Genomic DNA, 20,575 nt, shown 5'->3' on the forward strand with positions numbered 1-20,575 from the left:
GTCGATGGAAAATACAAATCGTAACGTATTTGGACTCAACGGCATTACGGGAATGTTGATTGCGACGGTGTTGTTGCTCTCGATTTTAGGCGTATTGACGTTTTTTGGCTTGAAGGCACAACAAGCAGTTGCTGATAAACCTTATAAGCTAACGGATCCGCAAGCGCTTCAAATGCGAGACGCCGCGAATGCGAATCAAAAAGTTATCGCAAAGTAAGGGAGAAGTAAAATGGCTGAAAATATGGATAAAATCATAACGTTCGGATTGGTCGTGCTTGCTCTTGTAACGGCTTGGGCAGTGTTAACGCCTCATCATCTTTTTGTTGGCTAATGAAAAGCTTAGTAATGATTCAAAAAGTAAAGGGGCTCATGCTCCTTTGCTTTTTGACCTTAGTCTGTCCGCAGATCGTTTTTGCCAAAGATTTTGTCGTACACGATTCGATTTTAGAAGAGAGAACCGCTCAGAAAATTGAAGAGATGGGCAGTGAGCTTTTTGCCAAAAGCGGGGTTCAAGTCTTTTTGATCGCAAAACAAAACAGCGATGAAGAGATCGTGGCGTTTGAAAAAAACTTTGCCAAAGACCTTAACGGTTCTTATGTTTTATTGACGCTTTTTTTAGAGCAAAAGAAAGTCGATATTTACGCTTCAAGCGATATGGAAAAAGCCTTTGACAAAGAGGCGGTTTTATCGCCGCTTCCGTGGAAAGGGACGATTATTCCGCTTTTGACGACGAAGAAAAACGACGTCAGCGCGGGAGCCGCGTTACTCAACGGCTATGCCGACATTGTGGAGCAAATTGCGGCATTTAAAAAGGTTGATTTACAAAGCGCGATCGGAAGTTCTAACAAAACGACGATCAATCTTGTGCGCCTCGGAGTTTACGGATTTGTAGGCTTTTTGGTTGTTTTAATGCTTTATAGAAGGATGAAAAACCGTGGCTAAAACGAAAAGTGAAAGAAATTATTATCCGCATGCCGTTATCGGTATGATTTTAGGAATGGTCGTTGCATGCGGTTGGGTGATTAAAATCGCCGTGAGCAATCCGGTCGAAATGGATACGTTTTATATGGAAAAGTATCAAAAAGTCGATCATAACATCAATAAAATTTTAGATCTTCAGGCAAAATTTGATGCAAAGTTTGATCTTGCGTATTCGACGGAAAAATTCGAGATAGGAAAAAACAGTTTTACCTTGCGTTTAACCGATAAAAGCGGTCAACCTATCGATAATGCCGATGTGACGCTCATGCTCTCACGACCGGACAGCAACAAAGAAAACCAAGAGATGAAACCCTCTCACGTTCAAAACGGCAATTACACTTTTGGACCTTTTGAGATTACCAAGCCCGGACGCTGGCAGATCTTAAGTAAAATAGAAGTAGGCGAATTTAAAGGTTATCATAAAAACGAAGCCTACGCAGCGCAATAGTTCCCCCTTTTCTCCTAATAACAGGCGGTAAGATAAGTTGTGTGGTCTTACCGCCATTTCATTCTGACATAAAAAACCCTCTTAAATCTTTGCTTTGTTATAATATGTATTATCAGATGAAGTGAGGGAAAATGTTAGAAGTTTTTGCAACGAGTCGTGCCATACGCTCTTTTTACGATACTTTTTTAGACGCCAACACGCTTCTTCCTAAAGCCATTACGATTGCAGAACTTGAGCAAAAAGCGGTTCTTGTACCACATCACTCATTGGTTGATGAAGATATGCGAGTACTTCTGATGCAAGAAGCCTCTCGCTTTACCAAGTTTGAACTTCTCTATATTGAGCGTGAATTTTTTACCTTTTTGAAAAATTCTACGTACTTATTTCGATTTTTTGAAGAGCTTAGCCATGAAAAAGTGGCATTGGATGCGTTGTTGAGTGCTGACACCTATGAGCACTATGCCGAGCATTTAGAGGTACTGCAAACACTTCTGAAGCACTACAAAGCAATTCTTTCCAAACACGCATTATACGATCGTATCACACTTCCCGAATGCTATGAACTCAATGCTGCGTATATTCGCTCCCTAGGATCTATTCGCATTCATTTAGAAGGCTTTTTGAGTCGTTTTGAAGTGGAACTGCTCAGCCAAATAGCCGCGCTGATTCCTTTACATGTAACCGTTAGCATAAATGCTTATAATCAAAAAATGGCGTTACTGTTTGCTGATCTTGGAATAGAGCTTGTGCAAAACAACACCTATGAGATCAATCTCTCCACAAAAGAGATTTTACATGTAAAGCCCCAAAACAGTTCCAAACAAGATATTCAAGTTTACGGTTTCTCCTCACGCCTTGCGCAAATGGGGTATGTACAAAGTGCCATTGCCCAATTTGTGGAAGAGGGTTTGCGTCCAGAAGAGATCGTGGTGATTTTACCCGATGAGCGTTTTGCGGAAGTGTTGCGTCCCTTTGATACGTGGCACAATCTCAACTTTGCGATGGGAATTAGCCTCAAGCAGAGCCAGTTTTACCAAAAGCTAAGTGCGCTTGAAAAAGCAATGCGCAATGACGAGATCGAAGATCATCTCCGCATTACGCGCTTAAAAATTGAGCCTGAAATCATGGTTACATGTAAAGAGATTTGGCATCAAAAAGTCTCTCCTGAAACGGCGATGAGTTTCTTTGAAAAGCTCCTTGCTTTCGATGCTAAAGAGCAACAAAATCCTCTCTTTCAAGAGGCCTTTTTTGCCTTTACGCACTTTTTGAAACATGCCCCAGCACTTCGTTTTGAACAAGTCGTCAAACTCTTGTTAAACCGTCTTTCTGTATTGAGCCAAGATGATGTTAGAGGTGGAAAGGTCACCGTACTCGGTGTGCTTGAAACCAGAGGTGTGACCTACAAAGGGGTGATCGTTTTAGATTTTAACGATGACTTTGTACCCAAGCGCAGTCAAAAAGACCTTTTTCTCTCCTCTGCAGTTCGCGCTCATGCAGGACTCCCAACAAAAAGGGATCGCGAGAATTTGCAACGCTACTACTACCATCAGCTCTTCTCCAAAGCCGAAAAAATCGCTATCGCTTATGTGAAAAATGAGACAAGTATGCCTTCACGCTTTTTGGATGAGCTTGGCTTTACTACAACCATTATGGCGGATGAAAAAGCACTGCAACCGCTTCTGTTTGAGCTTAATGCTTCCAAAACGCTTTACGATCAGCCCTTTATTGACGCACCTTACGATCTTAAAGCGTTTCCCCTCTCCGCAACAAAGCTCAAAACGCTTCTTACATGTAAACGCCAGTTTTATTTTCGTTACATCGCAAGGCTCAAAGAGGCGAAGATGCCAAGCACTCAAATTGATGAGCAAACAATAGGCATTGCGCTCCATAAAGTGCTTGAAGATGCGATATGCGATGAAGCGTTAAAGGATGAAAAAAGTTTCCATGCCAAACTTGAAACGCTTTTAAAAGAGAACAATCACCATGAAGTCTGGGGTTACTTTGTCGATGTATGGCTTCAAAAACTTCGCCCGTTTATGCAAACTGAAATCCGTCGTTTTGATGAGGGCTTTCGCGTTTTTAAAAAAGAGTTTGTGCATGCCGTGCCGTATGAAGGCTTTATATTGGAAGGGCAAATTGATCGTATCGACCAAAAAGGAGATGAGCTGTTTGTCATCGACTATAAAAGTGGGAAGGTGCCAACGACGAGTGAGCGAACACTAGAAAGCACGGTTGATTTTCAACTGGTCTTTTACGCGTATATTGCAAGCACTTTAGGCAAGGTTGGCGGCGTTTATTATTACGATCTCAAAGAAGGCGTTTTAGTCCCTGAAAACTTCCTTGAAGAGAAGAAAACCCTTTTACATGTAAAGCTCTCAGAACTTTCCAAACCGATCAATGGCTACGAGCTGTGCGACGAGATAAAGCATTGCAGGCTTTGTCCTTACGTGCAGTTGTGCGGACGGGAGGAGCAGATATGAATCTAAGTCCTTATTTAGCACTCGAAGCCAGTGCAGGAAGTGGAAAAACCTTTGCGCTGAGTGTTCGTTACCTCTCACTTCTCTTTATGGGCGCAAACCCGCAAAAGATCGTCGCACTCACGTTTACGAACAAATCTGCGGCAGAGATGAAAACGCGCATTTTTGAGACGCTCAAACATCTGGAAGACAAAGACGAGTTAGACGCGATTTGCGTACAGACTGGCAAGTCCAAAGAGACACTACTCTTTGAGAAAGAGCGTGTCATGCAAACCTTGCTACAGGCCGACATCAAGATCTCGACACTGGACTCTTTTTTCTCTTTGATTTTGCGTCATTTCGCATTACATGTAGGTTTGCAACCCGACTTCAAAGTGGGGCAAAATGGACTGGATGAGGAGTTGGTGGAGCGTTTCATTAAAGGATGCAAAAGCAAAAATCTTTACCATGCCTTAATCGCTTTTAGCATCAATGAAGATAAAAAACTGAGTGATCTTTTTAGTCTGCTCGATATGCTCTATCAGAAAAAATCAGAGCTTGACATCAGCACGTTGGATGAGGGACATTACCCATCCTTAAAACCGTGTTTAGATATTTTAGGGAAAATAAGAGACTATTTTGAGCAAAGTGGGCTCTCTGTGCGTGGGCTTGCGACACTCAAAGCGGACACACTGAGCGATCTGCTTTCCAAGAAGTATTTGGAGCGTGAAGATTTTGGTTATTGGGATTATAAAAAGTATGCTAACGAAACAACCGATGCGCTTTTGCGTGAGCTCAAAAAGGCTCTAAACGAACATGTCAATGCCAAAGAGGCATACTTTTTAGGACAACTAGGAAAACTCTTTGCGATCTACGATGAGAGTTTGAGATCTTTGATGGGTGAATATGGCGAACTTCGTTTTGATGACGTGACCAATCTGCTTTATACCCTTTTACGCCAAGAGATCAGCAAAGATTTTCTCTATTTTCGCCTTGATGGGGTGATAGAACATCTGTTGATCGATGAGTTTCAAGACACGAGCATCGTGCAGTATCAGATTCTTCTGCCACTCATTGAAGAGATACGCGCAGGAAAAGGCGTGAAAGACTTTAAAACGCTCTTTTTTGTGGGCGATGTGAAGCAGTCGATCTACCGATTTCGCGGTGGGGCTAAAGAGCTGTTTGGGTACGCTAAAAAGAGCTTGCATTTGGACGTGAATGCGCTCGATACCAACTATCGAAGCACCGAGCAGGTCGTGAATTTTGTCAATGAAATCTTTACATGTAAAATCAAAGGGTATGAGTCCCAAAAGGTTGCTAAGGCGACAGGTGAGGGGTATATCAATGTGCGCATTGAAGAAGCGATTGAGCCTTCTGTTTTAGAGGCGATTGCTTTGCTTCTTAAAGAGGGTGTAAAGCCCAAAGATATTGCGCTTTTGGTGCATACGAACAAAGATGCCAAGGTCTTTAAAGCGTTGGTGCAAGAGCAGTTTCCCGCCTTACATGTAAGGCTTGAGGCGACGCTGAAACTTATTGAAGTGCGCTCCATCAAAGCGATTATTGCACTGCTGAAGTATCTTTATTTTGGCGATGAACTCTACAAAGCAACGTTTCTTGTGCTGTGCGGTAAGACGTGGGATACACCGCTTTCCAAAAGTGGTTGGGATTTGGGCACAACGCCGTTGGTTTTGGTGGATAAGATCATTAAAACCTATGGATTGTTTGATGGAAGTGCCGATCTGCTCAGTTTCCTTGAAGTTGCGAGTCGTTATGAAGAGATCGAGAGCTTTTTATTTGAGATGGATGAGTTGAATGATGAAGCCAAAAGCGAAGATGTCGATGGACTGCGTGTTCTCACCGTGCATAAATCCAAAGGCTTAGAGTTTGAGCATGTCATCGTGTGCGATCGTTTGAGCCGCGATAACAATCGAAGCGATACGATTTTATTTAGTTACGATGAGGTGGACATCAAAGGGCTTTACCTCACGATGGCTGGCAGAGAATCGGTTGATGCGGTCTATGCTAAAGCCAAAGAGCAAGAGAGCGTTTTAATGGTCGAAGACAGGCTCAATGCGTTGTATGTGGCTTTCACACGAGCCAAGCGGTCACTGTTTGTCTGTGCCAAAGCGCAAAACAGTGCGTTTGAAATGTTAGAGCTGAGCACGACTGAGCGAGGTGCCATCAGCGCCTCCACAAAAGAAGTCGCCGTTACGACAAGTACGATGCGCGTGTATGCGCCTAAGCGTTACGGCGCACAAGAGGTGGCAAGCACTCCTGATGAAGAAGAGAGTGCTGAGATCGCCTCCATTACATTTGGAATCGCACAGCACTATCTGCTTGAGATGATGGAGCGTTTTGATGAGGCTTCACTGAAGCGTGCATACATCGCACTGCAAAACCGTTTTACACCGCTTTTGGATGAGTCAACTCTGCAAGCGATCTATCAGCGCGGAGAAAAGCTCATTTCTTGTAAAGCCTTTTTGGATTTGATAGAGGGGGCGAAAGTCTATAAAGAACAACCGCTGATTTACCAAAAAGAGCGCAAGCAGATCGACCTTTTGCTTGAATTTCCAGATCGTATCGTTGTTGTGGACTACAAAAGTTCCAAAAAGCAGAGTGCAAAACATCAAACGCAAATCAAGCTTTACCAAGACGCTCTGACGCAGATTTACAACTTGCCCGTGGAGGCGTATATTTGCTATTTGCAAAACGATGGCGTGGAACTTCTTAAAAGCTTATAATACACTTAATTTCAGCGTTATTTAAGTATTATTTGATTACACTTGCACTTCGTTAAATAAATACGTCAAAGGTTATGACACATGAAAGCAACACTTGCGATTAAGCCAAGCGAAGTTAAACGCGACTGGATCGTAGTGGATGCTGCTGGTAAGCGATTTGGAAAACTCCTTACAGAAGTAGCAACACTGCTCAGAGGCAAACATAAACCTTATTTTACTCCAAACGTTGATTGTGGCGATTTCGTTATCATCATCAATGCGGAAAAAGTAGAGTTTAGTGGAACAAAATTAGACACAAAATTGTATCACAGACACACAGGATATTTCGGTGGTGTTAAAACTGAAAAATTGGGTGATCTTTTGAACAGCAACCCAGCAAAATTGTACAGACTTGCGGTAAGAGGCATGTTACCTAAAACAAATCTTGCTAAAGAGATGATCAAAAAGCTAAAAGTTTATGCCGGTAGTGAGCACCCTCACACAGCGCAAGTTAAAGCAGAGGTAAAGTAATATGGCAAAAGTATACGCAACCGGTAAAAGAAAAACAGCAATCGCTAAAGTATGGGTTACTCCAGGTAAAGGTAGCATTGTTGTGAATGGTATTGATTTTGAAGCGTGGCTTGGTGGTCATGAGACCATTAAAAAACGTGTTCGTCAACCCCTTGCTCTTACAAAACAAGAGACAAGTTTTGACATCAAAGCTGACACATTAGGCGGCGGTTACTCAGCACAAGCTGACGCGCTTCGCCACGGTATCTCTAAAGCACTTGCTTCTATGGACGCAGACTTTAGAGCGATCTTAAAACCACACGGCTTACTTACACGTGACTCACGTGTTGTTGAGCGTAAAAAATACGGTAAGAAAAAAGCGCGCCGTAGCCCACAATTCTCCAAACGTTAATCGTTTACATGTAAAAGCCTTTTGGGGCTTTTACGCTTTTGCAAGGGATTTTCCCTTGCATTGCTTCGTTTCAATCTTTCAAAAACTTTAACTTCAAAAAGAGTATTATTTAAAACATCAATATATATTCACCAATAAGGGTAATGATGTTACTTCGATACAGTAGTTTTATCTTCCTAATATGTTCACTTTTTGCAAGTGATACCCCAAATAGTGTTTCTGCTGAAAAGCTTATTGCGGCGCATGAAAAAGCGTTGCAAGAGTACGCTCGTACCGACGAAGCGTATGCGTATAATCGTTTATCGAATACTATCGAAGCTCTTGAATCTTTTGACTTATTGCATATTCAAAGACCTGAAAAACTTTCATCGAAACGATTTGCACACATTTTAAATGATTATGCTTTTTTTCTTGCAAAGAAAATTGACCAATCAAGAGATAGATTAAGTGAAATTTCTCACCCTGTAAAAGATGCTTATCCTTGGAATCAAAGTTTTTTTATTAAGACAGGGCAGTATGACGATGCAATAGCCCTTTATCAAAAAGCAATTGCAGAAGACCCATTGCGTGCTATTGCCTATTTCAATTTAGCCGATACATTGCGTAAAAAACTCTCAACGCTCAATACCTATCAAGAAAAGGTAGAACTTACAAAAGAGATTAAAAAAGCCTATCTTGAGTATAAGAAGCTGAGTCAAAAAACAACATCTTGGATAGAAGATTTTTTACGTTTTAATCTTGTCGATACCCCACCTCACGATATTTGTGACTATATAGCAGATTATGCCAACAAAGGACGGCTGAAAGAGGTATATGGGAGTGGTAGATCAGTGGAAAAAGAAAATGGTGATGGATTTTTTCAAGTCGAAATTGCACCAGCTGGAAGTTTGGGATTTGAATATGCACATTTTTTTGATAAAGCAACTGATAAAGAAATACCTGTAGGTGATGAAATAGATAATTCTCAATACGCTAGTTCAAACGATACGAATCCCGTACCTTTTTATGATCAACAGTATCTGCTTTTTGCTGCTAATGGAGAATTTGTAGATAGTGTGCTCCCTATAGGAAAGAGATATCCAGAGGCTAAAAAATGTGTTTTTAAAAATGAAATTTCGTATAAATTTTCACCTCAATCAGATCCCGTTTTATGCCCATTGCTTGAAACAGATAAGCATCCACCTTTTATTGAATTTGAGCAGAGAGAAGTAAAGATAGATTTTGACAATGATGGAAAAAAAGAGCATTTATATTTGCGCATAATGCAACATGGAGCTTTAAATTATTCGTATTATAAATGGGATGAAGAAAATCAAGATATTGCTGAGCAGTGCATATCGAAAAAGGCACAACTACTATTCAATATGCAGTATCTGAAAAATGAGTTAGAGCAGGATCGTTCAGGTTACGTTGAATGCTATATAAAGATTGGAACAAAATTTTATCCTTATCATGCTCCAGATAATGAAGTTGGGTGGTTCGAATATAATGGTATTGTTTATTTTGAATCAAAGTTCAGAAATAAAGAAATACTACAAGAGAGAGAAGGTCAATTTTATGAAGTCTCTTACATTAAAGACGGACAAATTCATAAAGCATGTGAGGCTGTGTTTGATAAGAAAGTGAAAGTTATTGAGAATCCTAAATAACATAAAAGGGAAGAATAGCTTTTACGCTTCCCTAATATCCCGCTAACTCTTGCATCAAGGCTTGAACATCGTTTTTATCGAAAAAGAGATTGAACTCTAATTCTTTAGAAAATACTTTGAGCAGAGCGATTTTTTTGCTTTGGCGTTCGCTTGGATCGTCGATTGTTGAAAGTTCCGTTTGCAGTCTTTGTCGGTACATTTCACGAATTTCTTCTTGTTTTTGTGGACTTGGTTTTGGCTTGGTGCGTGGTTTGAGCCAAAAATAGACAAAAACCAAGATCGAACTTAGGAGAAGAATTTGAGGTAAAAAATCCATAACTAACCTTTACATGTAAAACAGATTTTAGACAAACAGTATATCCAACTACGAGTGATAAAATTTAGACTTCTTTCATTTCTTAAACCGTTTTTGTGTAAAATCTCTTAAACTAACACAAAGAGGACATCATGCACTTTACAACTCCCCTTAAAAGCAATAGCACCAAAATTATGCTCATTGGCAGTGGCGAACTGGGCAAAGAGGTCGTTATCGAAGCCTCACGTTTGGGCATTGAGACCGTTGCGGTTGATTCATACCCCAAAGCGCCTGCGCACTTGGTCGCCAATCGAAGTTATGTGATTAATATGAAAAACAAAGAGGAGCTTTTGGAGGTGATTCGCCTTGAAAAGCCGACATTTATCTTGCCTGAAGTGGAAGCGCTCAGCATTGAAGCGTTGATAGAGGCTGAGAAAGAGGGTTTTTGCGTCATCCCCAATGCGGACGCGGTGAAAAAGACGATGAACCGCAAAAACATTCGTGAGTTTGCCGCGGAGACCTTGGGGCTTAAAACCAGTGGCTACGTCTTTGTGAAAACGCTTGAGGCATTAGAAGAAGCGACAAAAGTGCTTGGCATTCCGTGTGTGGTCAAGCCTGTGATGAGCTCTTCAGGGCATGGTCAAAGTGTCATCCGAAGTGAGGCAGACATCCAAAAAGCGTGGGAGATCGCCAAAGAGGCCAGAGGTGACGCGAGCGAGCTGATCGTCGAAGCGTTTGTACCTTTTGACTATGAGATCACACTTTTAACCGTGCGCAACGGCAAAGAGACGGTTTTTTGTGAGCCGATCGGGCATATCCAAGAAAACGGCGACTATGTGCTGAGTTGGCAACCTGTGCCGATGAAACCTGAGGTGCTAGCCAAAGCGCAGATGATGGCAAAAGCGGTGACAGACGGCTTGGGTGGTCGAGGTCTTTTTGGCGTGGAATTTTTTGTTAAAGATGATGAAGTGTACTTTAGTGAACTGAGTCCTCGTCCGCACGATACGGGAATGGTCACGATGATCACGCAAAGCCAGAGCGAATTTGCGTTACATGTAAGAGCGGTTTTGGGCTTGCCGCTTGATTTTACTTTTTATGGAGCGGGTGCGAGTGGGGCGTTTAAAAGTATGAATGAAGAGCATGTACCAACTCTTACCATCCCTGAGAGTGCGTTTTCGAAAAACTCATATGTTCGTATTTTTGGAAAGCCTGTGAGCCATGTGGGACGTCGTATGGCTGTGGCATTGGTGCTCGATGAGGTGGAAGCGGCGAAAAAACGTGCAAGAGAAATTGTCGCATCGATGGTTGGATAACGCTTTAGTATTGATAAAAAATTTATCAAAGTGGGCTATAATAAAAGTAGCCCAAACGTAAAGAGTTTTTATGAATAAACATGTCGTTGAACAAACAGTCATTTTTTTTAGCGTCTCCAAATGGTTGCTTCTTTCTTCTGCCGTCGGGATTATGATCGGCGGCTTGATTTCCGTCTTTTTGAACATCCTCTCAACTGCCGAACAGACACGGAGTTTACTCCCGTTTCCGTTTTATTTCACGTTGCCCTTTGCGTTGATGCTAACGACGTGGATCGTGCGAACGTTCGATCAAAACGCGACGGGACACGGTACGGAAAAAGTCATCGAAGCGGTGCATAAACGCGACGGTTACATCAATGCAAAGGTGATCCCCGTTAAACTGGTCGCAACGGTACTGACGATTTTTTCGGGCGGTTCGGTCGGAAAAGAGGGACCGGGAGCGCAAATCGGTGCGGGAGCGGCTTCGTTTGTCGCAACCCTACTCAAATTTTCTAAATCCGACCGCCGAAAGCTTGTCATTTGCGGTATTAGTGCGGGCTTTGCTTCGGTATTCGGTACGCCCATCGCGGGGGCAATTTTCGGAATCGAGGTCTTAATTATCGGTGCGATTATGTACGATGTTCTTTTGCCCTCGTTTATCTCCGGTTTTGCGGCATTTATCACGGCTCAGGTGTTAGGCGTCAAATACCATTACTACGACATCAATTTCTACCGTTCGTTTAACTTGGACTTTTCATTAATCTTACATGTCGTTTTGGCAGGCGTCTTTTTCGGCTTAATCGCCGATTTGTTCATTACGACGGTCAATAAAATCGAAGAGTACATCAAAGCCGTTCCGTACAATCGTTACCTGAAAGCCTTTGTTGCGGGACTGGTGATGGCACTCGTTTCGTACTTTTTCTCGGAAAGCTACTTAGGACTCGGTCTTGCGACCATTAAAGACGCCCTCAGCCCCAATCCGATGATTTCGGATAACGTTCATTGGTACGACGCTGTTTTTAAAACGTTTTTTACGGCGATTACTTTAGGCTCGGGCGGAAGCGGCGGTATTATTACGCCTTTGTTTTACGTGGGCGCGACGAGCGGTGCGGCGTTTGGCGATCTCATCGGCGGCAATCACGTCGCACTCTTTGCCGCGCTTGGGTTTGTCAGTGTTTTGGCGGGTGCGACCAACTCTCCCATCGCTTCCATCATCATGGCAGTGGAGTTGTTTGGCGTGCATATGGCAAATTACGCGGCACTGAGCGTGGTAATCGCCTTCTTGATTACGGGGCATCGTAGCGTTTTTCAGTCGCAAAAGTTGGCTCTGCGAAAAGCCGATAATATTACGATCGGCAAAGGCAACGACTTAGAAGATACCTCTATCAGCATCGATATGCGCGACATCGATAAAGTCAAGCGCCTGCGCAATCGCCTCCGCTATAAACGCTTGCGCTGGCAAGTTAAAAATGCCAAAGACGATTTTAAATGAGCCGACGAAAGATCGTGATCAGTGCGTGTTTACTCGGCGAAAACGTGAAATACGACGGCGGCAATAATGCTTTACATGTAAAGATCCTAGAGCAGTGGAAGGACGAGGGCGTTTTAGTGCCTTTGTGCCCTGAAGTGCTTGGTGGGCTTAGTGTGCCGCGTCCTGCTTGCGAAGTTCTCCAAGGAACGAACCGTGTCGTCAATCGAATCGGCGAAGACGTAAGCGAGGCATTTTCGAAAGGGGCGAAAGAGAGCTTGCGCATCGCAAAACTTGAGGGCGTGTGCATGGCGATTTTAAAAGCCAGAAGCCCCTCGTGCGGTAAAGACATCATCTACGACGGTACGTTTACAAGCACACGCGTGAACGATTCGGGCATTACATGTAAGCTTTTGCAAGAGAGCGGCATTGTGGTTTTTAGTGAAGAAGAGTTGAGTTTAGCCGAAGCGTTTTGGCATTCAAAGGGGAATGCTCCCCTTTGAGTTAGGCGTTGCGTAAAATCGCTTCAATCACGCTTTGGCTGTAGATGTGACTGACTCCTTGGCGCTCTGCCGCTTCTGCCACGTTCTGAGCAATCTTTTCAATAGCCTCTTTAGGAATCCCTGCTTCGCTTAAACTCACGGGCGCGCCGATTTTAGCAAACCAGTTTTTAAGCGCGTTGATACCTTCTTCCGCGCTATCTTTCCCAAAAAGTATTTTTGCAAAGCGTTTAAATTGCGCAGGATTTTGCGTGTGATACCAACGCATCCACGCAGGAATAACGATGGCTAAGCCCGCTCCGTGAGCAATGTTAAAGAGGGCTGAGAGCGAGTGTTCGATCATGTGGTTGGGAAAAACGTAAGGGTTAGTCCCCGCCGTTGTGATGCCGTTGAGCGCTTGGGTTGCCGCCCATGTAAACTCCGCTCGGGCGTTGTAGTCGCTTGGATTTTGAAGTAAAATCTCCGTGGTTTCCATGACGGTTTGAACGATGCCCTCAACCATGCGCGACTGGAAATGCGGTTGAACGCTCGCCGTCAAATACCCCTCGATTACGTGCGCGATGATGTCGACCGCGGAGTAGGCTAGGTAATTTTTGGGTACGCTTTGGGTCAGTTCTGGGTTGAGAATGGAAAGCTTTGGGTAGACGTGAATGGAGGCGATGTTGTACTTTTGGTGTGTTTCGTCGTTGGTAACGACCGCAAAGCCGTTCATTTCGCTTCCCGTTGCGGCAAGCGTCATGATGGCATACACGGGCAGGGCTTTTTCAATGCTCGCTTTGCCAATGAAAAAGTCCCAAACGTCACCCGCGTAAAGTGCTCCAGCCGCGATGCTTTTAGCACTGTCTAAGACTGAGCCTCCACCGATGGCAAGCACGGCTTGAACGTTCTCTTTTTTTGCCAAGGCAATGCCCTCGTTGACTTTTGAGAGAACGGGGTTGCTGATGATGCCACCAAGTTCCACCCACGCGATGCCGTTTTTTTTCAGGTGTGCGGTCACGGTGTCGTACAATCCGTCTTTTTTGATGCGCTCACTGCCGTAGCAGAGCAGGATTTTGTTGATATGATTCTGTGCGATTGCCGTGCCGATTAGAGCTTCTTTTCCTTTGCCGAATTCTATTTTTGTCGGGTTGTGGTAGGTAAAATCGACCATGGTTTCTCCTTATTTTTGAGTGGTATGCTAGGGTAAAGGGGAAACGGTATTTTCCCCTTTTGACATGTCAACGTTTTTAGCAGTCGGCCAAAAAAGTCAGCTCGGGCGCGGTCATAGAAGGCGTAAATTCGGTCACCGTGTAAGTTGCTACGCGATGAACGTAAAAAGGATCGTGCGTTACCAACGCTTCAATCTCTTGCTTGGAAGACGCACGTGCTAAAATAATCCCGCCCGTACGAGGGTTTTGTCGTCCGGAAGCTAAGAAAGTGCCTTTAGCATAGTTTTCTTTGAGAAATGCAATATGTGCTTCAAGATGCGCATCGACCTCTTCGAGAGGTTTTTGGTAGGACACAAAAATAATAAACATAAAAACTCCTAGTGTGAATTGCGAATAAACGTTTGCATTTTTTGAGAGAGTGAGCCAAAGACCAGCTCATACGAGTCGTCGATCCATTCAAGAATAAGCGCGTCGTCGACTTCGCCTTCGCAAATCACGGTGTTCCAATGCTTTTTATTCATATGATACCCCGCAATGACGCTAACGTACATTTCGCGCAATTCTCGAGCATAGTAGGGATCGCATTTGAGGTTGATACGCGGCGGAAGGCTCTCTTCGTCGATGAGGGCGAAGATTTTATTGCCGACTTTATAAACGGCGGTTGTGGCGTCAAAAGGGTACTCTTTAATCGCGCCGATATGGCTGAGGCAATAGTCGTTTAAAATTTCAAAGGTCATGGTGTTTGTACCGACAGTTGTTTTCGTGATCGTTCACCATACCGCACGCTTGCATAAACGCGTAGATTGTGGTCGATCCGACAAATTTAAACCCCCGTTTTTTCAGATCTTTGGTGATGGTATCCGAAATGGCGGAAGTACACGCGGCATGTTTATAATCTGCTACGTCGTTAACGATCGGTTTTCCGCCCACATAGTTCCAAAAGTAAGCGTCGATGGAGCCGTGTTCAAGGATGATGCGCTGAAACAGACGCGCATTGGCGATGATCGCTTCGATCTTGGGACGGCTTTTAATGACCTCTCCCGTTTGCAGGATCGAAGCGATCTCTTCTTCTCCAAAGCTCGCAACGCTTTCAAGATCAAAATTGGCAAACGCTTTACGATAACCGTCGCGTTTTTTAAGCACCATGAGCCAACTTAAGCCCGCCGATTGCGTCTCAAGGCAAAAGAGTTCAAACAAAGCGCGCTCGTCGTGCAGGGCTTTTCCCCACTCTTCGTCGTGGTATGCTACATACACGGGATCGCTTAATTTTACCCAACCGCAACGTGAAAAACCTGAACTCATCTCGGTACTCCCTCAGCAAAAAATCCATGTAAAATTGTAGCGCACTAGAGTTAACGCTCGGACAATCGATCGTAAATAGTTTCGTCGATACGCTTTAAAAAAAGAGAAAATATCTCCTATTAACTTTTTGTTTACGAAAGATTAAGAGAGTGTTTAAACAACTTCTTTATACTTTCGTTACCAAGACAATTACCTCCTTTTTGTGAATCACTCAACCTTTTTAAAAATCAGCTTCCAGATTGCCCGGTCTGGAAGCTTTTTTTATGTTCAAGCAATACTTTCAAATCTTTTCTTCTCTTCGGTAAAACGATTCCGTGTGGTATAATTTTTCCATGAAAACACTTTTAATGTTCCTTTTTTTCGTAACATGTCATCTCTACGCCGGCACGCTACACTTGTCTTTATCCGCCAATCCGAGCCGACTCAATCCGATTCTTTCCACCGATTCGGCGAGTTCTTCGGTTACGCAATGGATTTTTAACGGCTTGGTCAAATACGACAAAGACGCCAACATCGTTCCCGAACTAGCGGAAAGCTATACGTTTAAGGACGATACGACGCTCGTCTTTCACCTTCGCCGCGACGTAAAATGGAGCGACGGTGTGCCTTTTAACGCACGAGACGTGCTTTTTACGTACGAGACGATTACGTCTCCTAAAATTTTTACTCCTTATGCTTCAGGCTTTATGCACATCTCACATGTCAAGATGCTCGACGAATTCAGTGTGGAGGTTAAATACAAATACCCTTACTTTAAAGCCTTGGAAGTATGGATGATGGAGATTTTGCCCGAACATCTGCTTAAGGGCGAAACCGATTTGATGACGAGTAAGTTTAATCAAGCTCCGATCGGTACAGGTTCGTACGTTTTACATCAGTTTCAAATTTCCAAAGATACCGTTTTAAAAGCCAATCCGACGTATTTTAAAAGTAGCCCGAAGATCGATACGATGGTTTTTCACTATCTTCCCGATCCCTCTTCGGAATTTTTGATGCTCAAATCTCGTCAACTCGATGTCGGAACGCTCACGCCCTTGCAGTTGGAGCGGCAAGTCGATGCGGATTTTAGGGATTATTATACGATTTACGAAGAGATTTCACATGTCTATACGTATATGGGGTTCAATCTCCGATCGGAAAAATTTAAAGACCCTAGAGTCAGAGAAGCCCTCTCTTTGGCAATCGATCGTCAAGAGCTGGTCGATATTTTGTATTTCGGTCACGGTAAAGTGTGCACGGGACCTTTTTTACCCGGAACGGGAGCGTTTAATACGGAAGTTCAAGCCCCAAAACACGATATTGCCAAAGCCAAAGCCCTTTTAAAAGAGGCGGGTTACGACGAAAATCATCCGTTTGAATTTGAACTCACCACCGGTTCCAATCGTACGGCGGCGGCGCAGGTATTGCAATACCAGTTGCAAAAAGCAGGCGTCGTTATGAAACTGCGTGCCCTTGAATGGCAAGCTTTTTTAAACACGGTGATTTTCCCTCGCAAATTTGAAGCGGTATTGATGGCGTGGTCGTTAGGACTCAAATCGGACGCATATACGATTTGGCACAGCGAATCAAGCCGTAAAGGCGGATTTAATTTCGTCGGTTACGACAATGCCGAGGTCGATCGTTTGATTAAAGAAGCCGAAAAAATCGTCGATCAAGAGAAATTCGATGCTTTATATCGCGAAATTTTTGCCAAGATCGTATCCGACAATCCATACCTCTTTTTAGTGATTCCAAGCGAGATCACGGCGGTCAATAAGAAGATTACGCCCGTATCGACGTCGATGATCGGGGTGATGCATAACGAAAACGATTGGATTAAGCCGTAAATTTAATGTTTCTCAACTAAGAGTTATGCTATAATTTAAAACTTACATATGAAATGTTAGAAATATTAGTTTAAAAGGATATGAAATGAAAAAAACTCTCTTTTCATTGGCGGCATTGGCATCTTTGGCGTTTGCGGCACCGACTGCATACAACTACGAAGTGACACCGACGATCGGCGGCGTTCAACCTGAGGGAAATCTCGATCTTAAAGAGCAATTGACGTACGGTTTACGATTTGGAATCAATCTTGACAATACCATCTTCGACCAATTCGAATTGGGTTACGATCGATCCGATAACGTTGATTACAAAATCGGTAACGACAGCACCGATTTTAACCGCTACTACGGTAACTTGGTTAAAGAGTACAAAATGTCTCCCGAAATGGCATTGTACGCTTTAGTGGGTATCGGTTACGAAGACGTTAAAAACGAGCAATTTGAAAACAGAGACAGTATGTTCGCACAATACGGCGGCGGCGTTAAATACTGGGTCACCGACAATTTTGCATTGAAAGCCGAAGTTCGTCACGGTATTAAATTTCACGGCGGCGACAACAACTTGTTCTATACCCTCGGCTTCGTCGTTCCTTTCGACGCTAAAACGGCTCCCGTCGTAGCGGCTAAACCCGAAGTAAAACCGGCTCCCGTCGTAGCACCGGCAGCTCCAAAAGATAGCGATGGTGACGGTGTTTACGATGACAAAGACAAATGTCCGAATACCCCAAAAGGTACCGTAGTCGATGCCGACGGATGTACGAAAATTATCCGTTTACATGTTAAATTTGATTTCGACAAATCAACCGTCAAACCAGAATATATGCCTGAAATCCAAAAAGTCGCAGACTTTATGAAACAAAATCCTGGCTACAACGTTGTTCTTGAAGGTCACACAGACTCTAAAGGTAGCGACGCTTACAATATGAAACTCTCCGATCAACGTGCAAAAGCAGTTGCAAAAGCACTTTCAACCCTTGGCGTTTCCGGTGCTAAAGTAACGACGGAAGCATTTGGCGAGAGTAAACCTATCGCTACGAACGATACCGACGCGGGTCGTGCCGAAAACAGAAGAGTCGACGCAATTTTCAAAAAATAAGTTAAGAGGGTCGTGTACGTGCATATGGATTTGAGTTGGACGGTTGTCGTTAATTTTGTGACGCTTTACGGTGTCAAGGTACTGGCTTCTTTACTCATTTTTTGGGTCGGGAAGAAGATCGCTTCTTTGTTGACGGCTATCGTCGTCAAAGGAATGCGCAAGTCCAAAATCGACGAAACCGTTACCAGTTTCTTTTCCAATGTCGTCTACTTCGGCCTTTTAGTGGTGATTATCCTAGCCGCGCTTAGCAATCTAGGCATAAACACCACTTCCTTCTTGGCGGTTCTCGGAACGGCGGGTCTTGCGATCGGTCTTGCGCTTCAAGGCACGCTTTCCAATGTCGGAGCCGGCATTTTACTCGTCTTTTTCCGTCCGTTTAAAATCGGACACTCGGTTCAAATTGCGGGCGAAAACGGTACGGTCGAAGAGCTAAATCTCTTTAGCGTTGTTTTAAAAACGGCGGATAACAAACAGATTATTATTCCCAACTCTGCGGTCATCGGTAAAAATATTACGAATTTTTCGGCAAAACCGACTTCGCGTATCGACTTGGTGTTTAACATCGGCTATGAAGACGATCTTCGTCTTGCCAAAGAGACGCTTCAATCCTTGATCGAGGCGGAAGATAAAGTCTTAAAAGAACCCGCTCCTCTTGTTGCCGTAAGCGAGCTGGCACAAACGTGCGTGAAATTGACGGTTCGTTTTTGGGTTCAAAACGAAGACGCTGCTGCCGTTAGTTTTTCCTTGATCGAAAAAGTCAAACTGACGTTTGACGAGAAAAAGATCAGTATTCCTCATCCTCCTTTAACCCCTCAAACGTATTAAAGACCGATTATTTACCGAAGACTTGCTGAATAATCGAGCTTCCGCTTGCTAAAGGATTGCTACGCAAAGCTTTCTCTTTTTCGGCAATCATGTAAAAAAGTCCGTCCAAGGTTTTACGACCGATATACGCTTCGATATTTTCGTCATTTTCCGGAACGACATCCGTCATACCGAACCCTTTTGCAATCGACGAGGCTTGTCCTACTAGCGCATTGTCTCCCAATTTCGATGAGGCATTCGTCGTACCCGAGAACTCTTTTAGGCTTTGATAAGAACTCATAACTTTGTTTTGCGCTACGCTCTCTTTAATGATCGGCATTAGTGCGTTTAAGAGTCTATCGTACGATTTGGCTTTAAAATAGTCCGTTGCCGCAGTGTTGGAGCCTTTGATGATTGCATTGGCGTCGTCGACGCTCATGGACGAAATCGTATCGCTTAAGATAGAAGCCGTTTTAGGAATCGCCTTGCTAGCGGCGGTGTTCATCGTCGTTACAAAATCATCGACATAGCGTTTTCCGCCCACCTTTTCAGCCGCCGTCGCAATCGGTTTCAACGACGCGGGAAGCGGAATCTTAACGGCGGAGTTCTTTAAAAATCCGTCCTCTTTTCCCAAGAGCGATACGGCTTGATCGGCTCCTAGACTCAATGCTTCTTTGACGCCGGCAATCGAACTGCTCGATGATGCGGAGGAGGTGCTTTTTTGCGCCGAAGAGCTTGTACTCAGTGCCGAATTCAACGTGTCTTGAAACGAAGCGGCGCACAGCAGTAGAGGGGCAATGAGTATCACACTTTTGGTTAACATGTATCTCCTTTTTAATGCTCTTGCGATTATAATAGTGCTTTACATGTAAAAGGATGATTAAGGTGAAAACAAAAACGATTTTATTTGATCTAGACGGAACGCTCATCGACTCGACCGAGGCTATTTTGGAAAGTTTCGGCGTTGCGTTTGAGACGTTTGGAACGAGTGTTCCCGAAGACGAGAGCATTAAAAAACTCATCGGGCACCCTTTGGATTTGATGTTTACGATGCTCGGCGTCGACGTATCGCAAGCCGATGCGTACGTGGGGGCGTATAAAGAGCATTATCGCCTGATTTCGCGTCAAAAAACGACGTTGTTACCCTTGGCGTACGAAGCGATTACCTATGCGAGTCAAATCGCAACGCTCGGGATCGTAACGACCAAAACGGCACGGTATTCGCAAGACCTTTTGGAGCATATGGGTGTGATGCATCACTTTAAGGTTTTGATCGGACGCGAAAACGTGACTCACCCCAAACCGCACCCCGAACCGATACAAAAAGCCTTAGCCGCGCTCGGTAGCGATCCGTCGCGTACGTGGATGGTCGGCGATACGCCGATGGATATTTTATGTGCGAAAGAAGCGGGTGTTCAAAGCGTCGGCGTTTTGTGCGGATACGCAAGCCGTTACGACCTCCGTCCTCATACCGATTGTATCGTTCGCGATGCTTTGGATGCGGTTAAGCTTATTGCGCAAGTAAGCTAAGATTGTTATATCTTTATCATATTTTTAGACTATGATTTTGAGTAGAGCTTGGTTAAACTTTTATTAAATCATCGAAGCCGAAGTTTCATTTATGAGTTATTAAGAGAACGCCAAGTAGAATGAGATAATCATCGATTA

Annotated in this window: 21 protein-coding genes; 15 read left to right on the forward strand and 6 right to left on the reverse strand. The window is 43.8% G+C overall.

Going from position 1 to position 20,575, the window contains the following annotated elements; genetic code table 11:
- Positions 1-4 precede the first annotated feature (4 nt).
- The 8 genes from NL930_RS02515 to NL930_RS02550 all read left to right on the forward strand — a co-directional run bounded on the left by NL930_RS02515 (position 5) and on the right by NL930_RS02550 (position 9,176).
- On the forward strand, positions 5-217 hold the full coding sequence (locus NL930_RS02515; protein WP_039673444.1) for a DUF4006 family protein: 213 nt from the start codon (positions 5-7) through the stop codon (positions 215-217).
- A 152-nt stretch (positions 218-369) separates the two neighbouring features.
- Positions 370-942: a TPM domain-containing protein gene (locus tag NL930_RS02520; RefSeq protein WP_231563857.1), complete on the forward strand. Its 573-nt coding sequence runs from the start codon at positions 370-372 to the stop codon at positions 940-942.
- The gene (locus NL930_RS02525; protein WP_254377052.1) at positions 935-1,429 is read left to right on the forward strand and encodes a FixH family protein; all 495 of its coding nucleotides are present in this window, start codon (positions 935-937) and stop codon (positions 1,427-1,429) included. Before NL930_RS02520 ends, NL930_RS02525 begins: the two co-directional genes overlap by 8 nt.
- Before the next feature lie 131 nt (positions 1,430-1,560).
- On the forward strand, positions 1,561-3,909 hold the full coding sequence (locus NL930_RS02530; RefSeq protein WP_254377051.1) for a PD-(D/E)XK nuclease family protein: 2,349 nt from the start codon (positions 1,561-1,563) through the stop codon (positions 3,907-3,909).
- Positions 3,906-6,626 (forward strand): RecB-like helicase, encoded by a 2,721-nt coding sequence (locus NL930_RS02535; RefSeq protein ID WP_254377050.1) that lies wholly within the window; start codon positions 3,906-3,908, stop codon positions 6,624-6,626. Before NL930_RS02530 ends, NL930_RS02535 begins: the two co-directional genes overlap by 4 nt.
- Positions 6,627-6,707: 81 nt before the next feature.
- Positions 6,708-7,136 carry a 50S ribosomal protein L13 gene (gene rplM, locus NL930_RS02540; RefSeq protein ID WP_254377049.1) on the forward strand — a complete coding sequence of 143 codons (429 nt, stop codon included), beginning with the start codon at positions 6,708-6,710 and terminating at the stop codon, positions 7,134-7,136.
- Position 7,137: 1 nt separating this feature from the next.
- A complete protein-coding gene (gene rpsI, locus NL930_RS02545) occupies positions 7,138-7,527 on the forward strand; it encodes a 30S ribosomal protein S9 (protein WP_060825289.1) in 390 nt (129 codons plus the stop codon).
- 146 nt (positions 7,528-7,673) lie between these two features.
- Positions 7,674-9,176 carry a tetratricopeptide repeat protein gene (locus NL930_RS02550; RefSeq protein WP_254377048.1) on the forward strand — a complete coding sequence of 501 codons (1,503 nt, stop codon included), beginning with the start codon at positions 7,674-7,676 and terminating at the stop codon, positions 9,174-9,176.
- 31 nt (positions 9,177-9,207) lie between these two features.
- On the opposite strand, the gene NL930_RS02555 is transcribed toward NL930_RS02550, so the two are convergent.
- Positions 9,208-9,492 carry a hypothetical protein gene (locus NL930_RS02555; RefSeq protein ID WP_254377047.1) on the reverse strand — a complete coding sequence of 95 codons (285 nt, stop codon included), beginning with the start codon at positions 9,490-9,492 and terminating at the stop codon, positions 9,208-9,210.
- A 131-nt stretch (positions 9,493-9,623) separates the two neighbouring features.
- On the opposite strand from NL930_RS02555, the gene purT reads away from it, so the two are divergent.
- The 3 genes from purT to NL930_RS02570 all read left to right on the forward strand — a co-directional run bounded on the left by purT (position 9,624) and on the right by NL930_RS02570 (position 12,734).
- Positions 9,624-10,784: a formate-dependent phosphoribosylglycinamide formyltransferase gene (gene purT, locus NL930_RS02560; protein WP_254377046.1), complete on the forward strand. Its 1,161-nt coding sequence runs from the start codon at positions 9,624-9,626 to the stop codon at positions 10,782-10,784.
- 70 nt (positions 10,785-10,854) lie between these two features.
- A complete protein-coding gene (locus tag NL930_RS02565) occupies positions 10,855-12,255 on the forward strand; it encodes a chloride channel protein (protein ID WP_041962358.1) in 1,401 nt (466 codons plus the stop codon).
- Positions 12,252-12,734: a DUF523 domain-containing protein gene (locus NL930_RS02570; protein WP_254377045.1), complete on the forward strand. Its 483-nt coding sequence runs from the start codon at positions 12,252-12,254 to the stop codon at positions 12,732-12,734. Before NL930_RS02565 ends, NL930_RS02570 begins: the two co-directional genes overlap by 4 nt.
- Position 12,735: 1 nt before the next feature.
- Here the strand turns inward: NL930_RS02570 and NL930_RS02575 are convergent, their stop codons facing one another.
- The 4 genes from NL930_RS02575 to NL930_RS02590 form a co-directional block, all read right to left on the reverse strand.
- The gene (locus tag NL930_RS02575) at positions 12,736-13,881 is read right to left on the reverse strand and encodes an iron-containing alcohol dehydrogenase (RefSeq protein WP_254377044.1); all 1,146 of its coding nucleotides are present in this window, start codon (positions 13,879-13,881) and stop codon (positions 12,736-12,738) included.
- 76 nt (positions 13,882-13,957) lie between these two features.
- A complete protein-coding gene (locus NL930_RS02580; protein ID WP_039673416.1) occupies positions 13,958-14,248 on the reverse strand; it encodes a YciI family protein in 291 nt (96 codons plus the stop codon).
- 8 nt (positions 14,249-14,256) lie between these two features.
- The gene (locus NL930_RS02585) at positions 14,257-14,616 is read right to left on the reverse strand and encodes an MmcQ/YjbR family DNA-binding protein (RefSeq protein ID WP_254377043.1); all 360 of its coding nucleotides are present in this window, start codon (positions 14,614-14,616) and stop codon (positions 14,257-14,259) included.
- Positions 14,606-15,181: a DNA-3-methyladenine glycosylase I gene (locus NL930_RS02590; protein WP_254377042.1), complete on the reverse strand. Its 576-nt coding sequence runs from the start codon at positions 15,179-15,181 to the stop codon at positions 14,606-14,608. Before NL930_RS02590 ends, NL930_RS02585 begins: the two co-directional genes overlap by 11 nt.
- Before the next feature lie 332 nt (positions 15,182-15,513).
- Here NL930_RS02590 and NL930_RS02595 point away from each other — a divergent pair, with 332 nt between their 5' ends.
- The 3 genes from NL930_RS02595 to NL930_RS02605 all read left to right on the forward strand — a co-directional run bounded on the left by NL930_RS02595 (position 15,514) and on the right by NL930_RS02605 (position 18,928).
- Entirely contained in the window at positions 15,514-17,007 is a 1,494-nt protein-coding gene (locus NL930_RS02595) for a peptide-binding protein (RefSeq protein ID WP_254377041.1), read from the forward strand.
- Positions 17,008-17,092: 85 nt separating this feature from the next.
- Complete coding sequence (locus tag NL930_RS02600; RefSeq protein WP_254377040.1) at positions 17,093-18,103, forward strand: OmpA family protein; 1,011 nt, start codon at positions 17,093-17,095, stop codon at positions 18,101-18,103.
- Between the two features lie 24 nt (positions 18,104-18,127).
- Complete coding sequence (locus tag NL930_RS02605; protein ID WP_254377039.1) at positions 18,128-18,928, forward strand: mechanosensitive ion channel family protein; 801 nt, start codon at positions 18,128-18,130, stop codon at positions 18,926-18,928.
- A 7-nt stretch (positions 18,929-18,935) separates the two neighbouring features.
- On the opposite strand, the gene NL930_RS02610 is transcribed toward NL930_RS02605, so the two are convergent.
- Complete coding sequence (locus NL930_RS02610; RefSeq protein WP_254377038.1) at positions 18,936-19,730, reverse strand: DUF4197 domain-containing protein; 795 nt, start codon at positions 19,728-19,730, stop codon at positions 18,936-18,938.
- Positions 19,731-19,792: 62 nt separating this feature from the next.
- Between NL930_RS02610 and NL930_RS02615 the strand changes: the two genes are divergently transcribed.
- Positions 19,793-20,437: an HAD family hydrolase gene (locus NL930_RS02615; protein WP_039673405.1), complete on the forward strand. Its 645-nt coding sequence runs from the start codon at positions 19,793-19,795 to the stop codon at positions 20,435-20,437.
- Positions 20,438-20,575: the final 138 nt, after the last annotated feature.

The sequence above is a fragment of the Sulfurospirillum sp. hDNRA2 genome (genome assembly GCF_024206095.2).
Lineage (GTDB): Bacteria > Campylobacterota > Campylobacteria > Campylobacterales > Sulfurospirillaceae > Sulfurospirillum.

Excerpts from the sequence above, each read along its gene's own strand:
- NL930_RS02515 (WP_039673444.1), top strand. The coding sequence starts at position 5 with ATGGAAAATACAAATCGTAACGTATTTGGACTCAACGGCATTACGGGA.
- NL930_RS02520 (WP_231563857.1), top strand. The coding sequence starts at position 370 with ATGCTCCTTTGCTTTTTGACCTTAGTCTGTCCGCAGATCGTTTTTGCC.
- NL930_RS02530 (WP_254377051.1), top strand. The coding sequence starts at position 1,561 with ATGTTAGAAGTTTTTGCAACGAGTCGTGCCATACGCTCTTTTTACGAT.
- NL930_RS02535 (WP_254377050.1), top strand. The coding sequence starts at position 3,906 with ATGAATCTAAGTCCTTATTTAGCACTCGAAGCCAGTGCAGGAAGTGGA.
- rplM (WP_254377049.1), top strand. The coding sequence starts at position 6,708 with ATGAAAGCAACACTTGCGATTAAGCCAAGCGAAGTTAAACGCGACTGG.
- rpsI (WP_060825289.1), top strand. The coding sequence starts at position 7,138 with ATGGCAAAAGTATACGCAACCGGTAAAAGAAAAACAGCAATCGCTAAA.
- NL930_RS02550 (WP_254377048.1), top strand. The coding sequence starts at position 7,674 with ATGTTACTTCGATACAGTAGTTTTATCTTCCTAATATGTTCACTTTTT.
- NL930_RS02555 (WP_254377047.1), bottom strand. The coding sequence starts at position 9,492 with ATGGATTTTTTACCTCAAATTCTTCTCCTAAGTTCGATCTTGGTTTTT.
- purT (WP_254377046.1), top strand. The coding sequence starts at position 9,624 with ATGCACTTTACAACTCCCCTTAAAAGCAATAGCACCAAAATTATGCTC.
- NL930_RS02565 (WP_041962358.1), top strand. The coding sequence starts at position 10,855 with ATGAATAAACATGTCGTTGAACAAACAGTCATTTTTTTTAGCGTCTCC.
- NL930_RS02570 (WP_254377045.1), top strand. The coding sequence starts at position 12,252 with ATGAGCCGACGAAAGATCGTGATCAGTGCGTGTTTACTCGGCGAAAAC.
- NL930_RS02575 (WP_254377044.1), bottom strand. The coding sequence starts at position 13,881 with ATGGTCGATTTTACCTACCACAACCCGACAAAAATAGAATTCGGCAAA.
- NL930_RS02580 (WP_039673416.1), bottom strand. The coding sequence starts at position 14,248 with ATGTTTATTATTTTTGTGTCCTACCAAAAACCTCTCGAAGAGGTCGAT.
- NL930_RS02585 (WP_254377043.1), bottom strand. The coding sequence starts at position 14,616 with ATGACCTTTGAAATTTTAAACGACTATTGCCTCAGCCATATCGGCGCG.
- NL930_RS02590 (WP_254377042.1), bottom strand. The coding sequence starts at position 15,181 with ATGAGTTCAGGTTTTTCACGTTGCGGTTGGGTAAAATTAAGCGATCCC.
- NL930_RS02595 (WP_254377041.1), top strand. The coding sequence starts at position 15,514 with ATGAAAACACTTTTAATGTTCCTTTTTTTCGTAACATGTCATCTCTAC.
- NL930_RS02600 (WP_254377040.1), top strand. The coding sequence starts at position 17,093 with ATGAAAAAAACTCTCTTTTCATTGGCGGCATTGGCATCTTTGGCGTTT.
- NL930_RS02605 (WP_254377039.1), top strand. The coding sequence starts at position 18,128 with ATGGATTTGAGTTGGACGGTTGTCGTTAATTTTGTGACGCTTTACGGT.
- NL930_RS02610 (WP_254377038.1), bottom strand. The coding sequence starts at position 19,730 with ATGTTAACCAAAAGTGTGATACTCATTGCCCCTCTACTGCTGTGCGCC.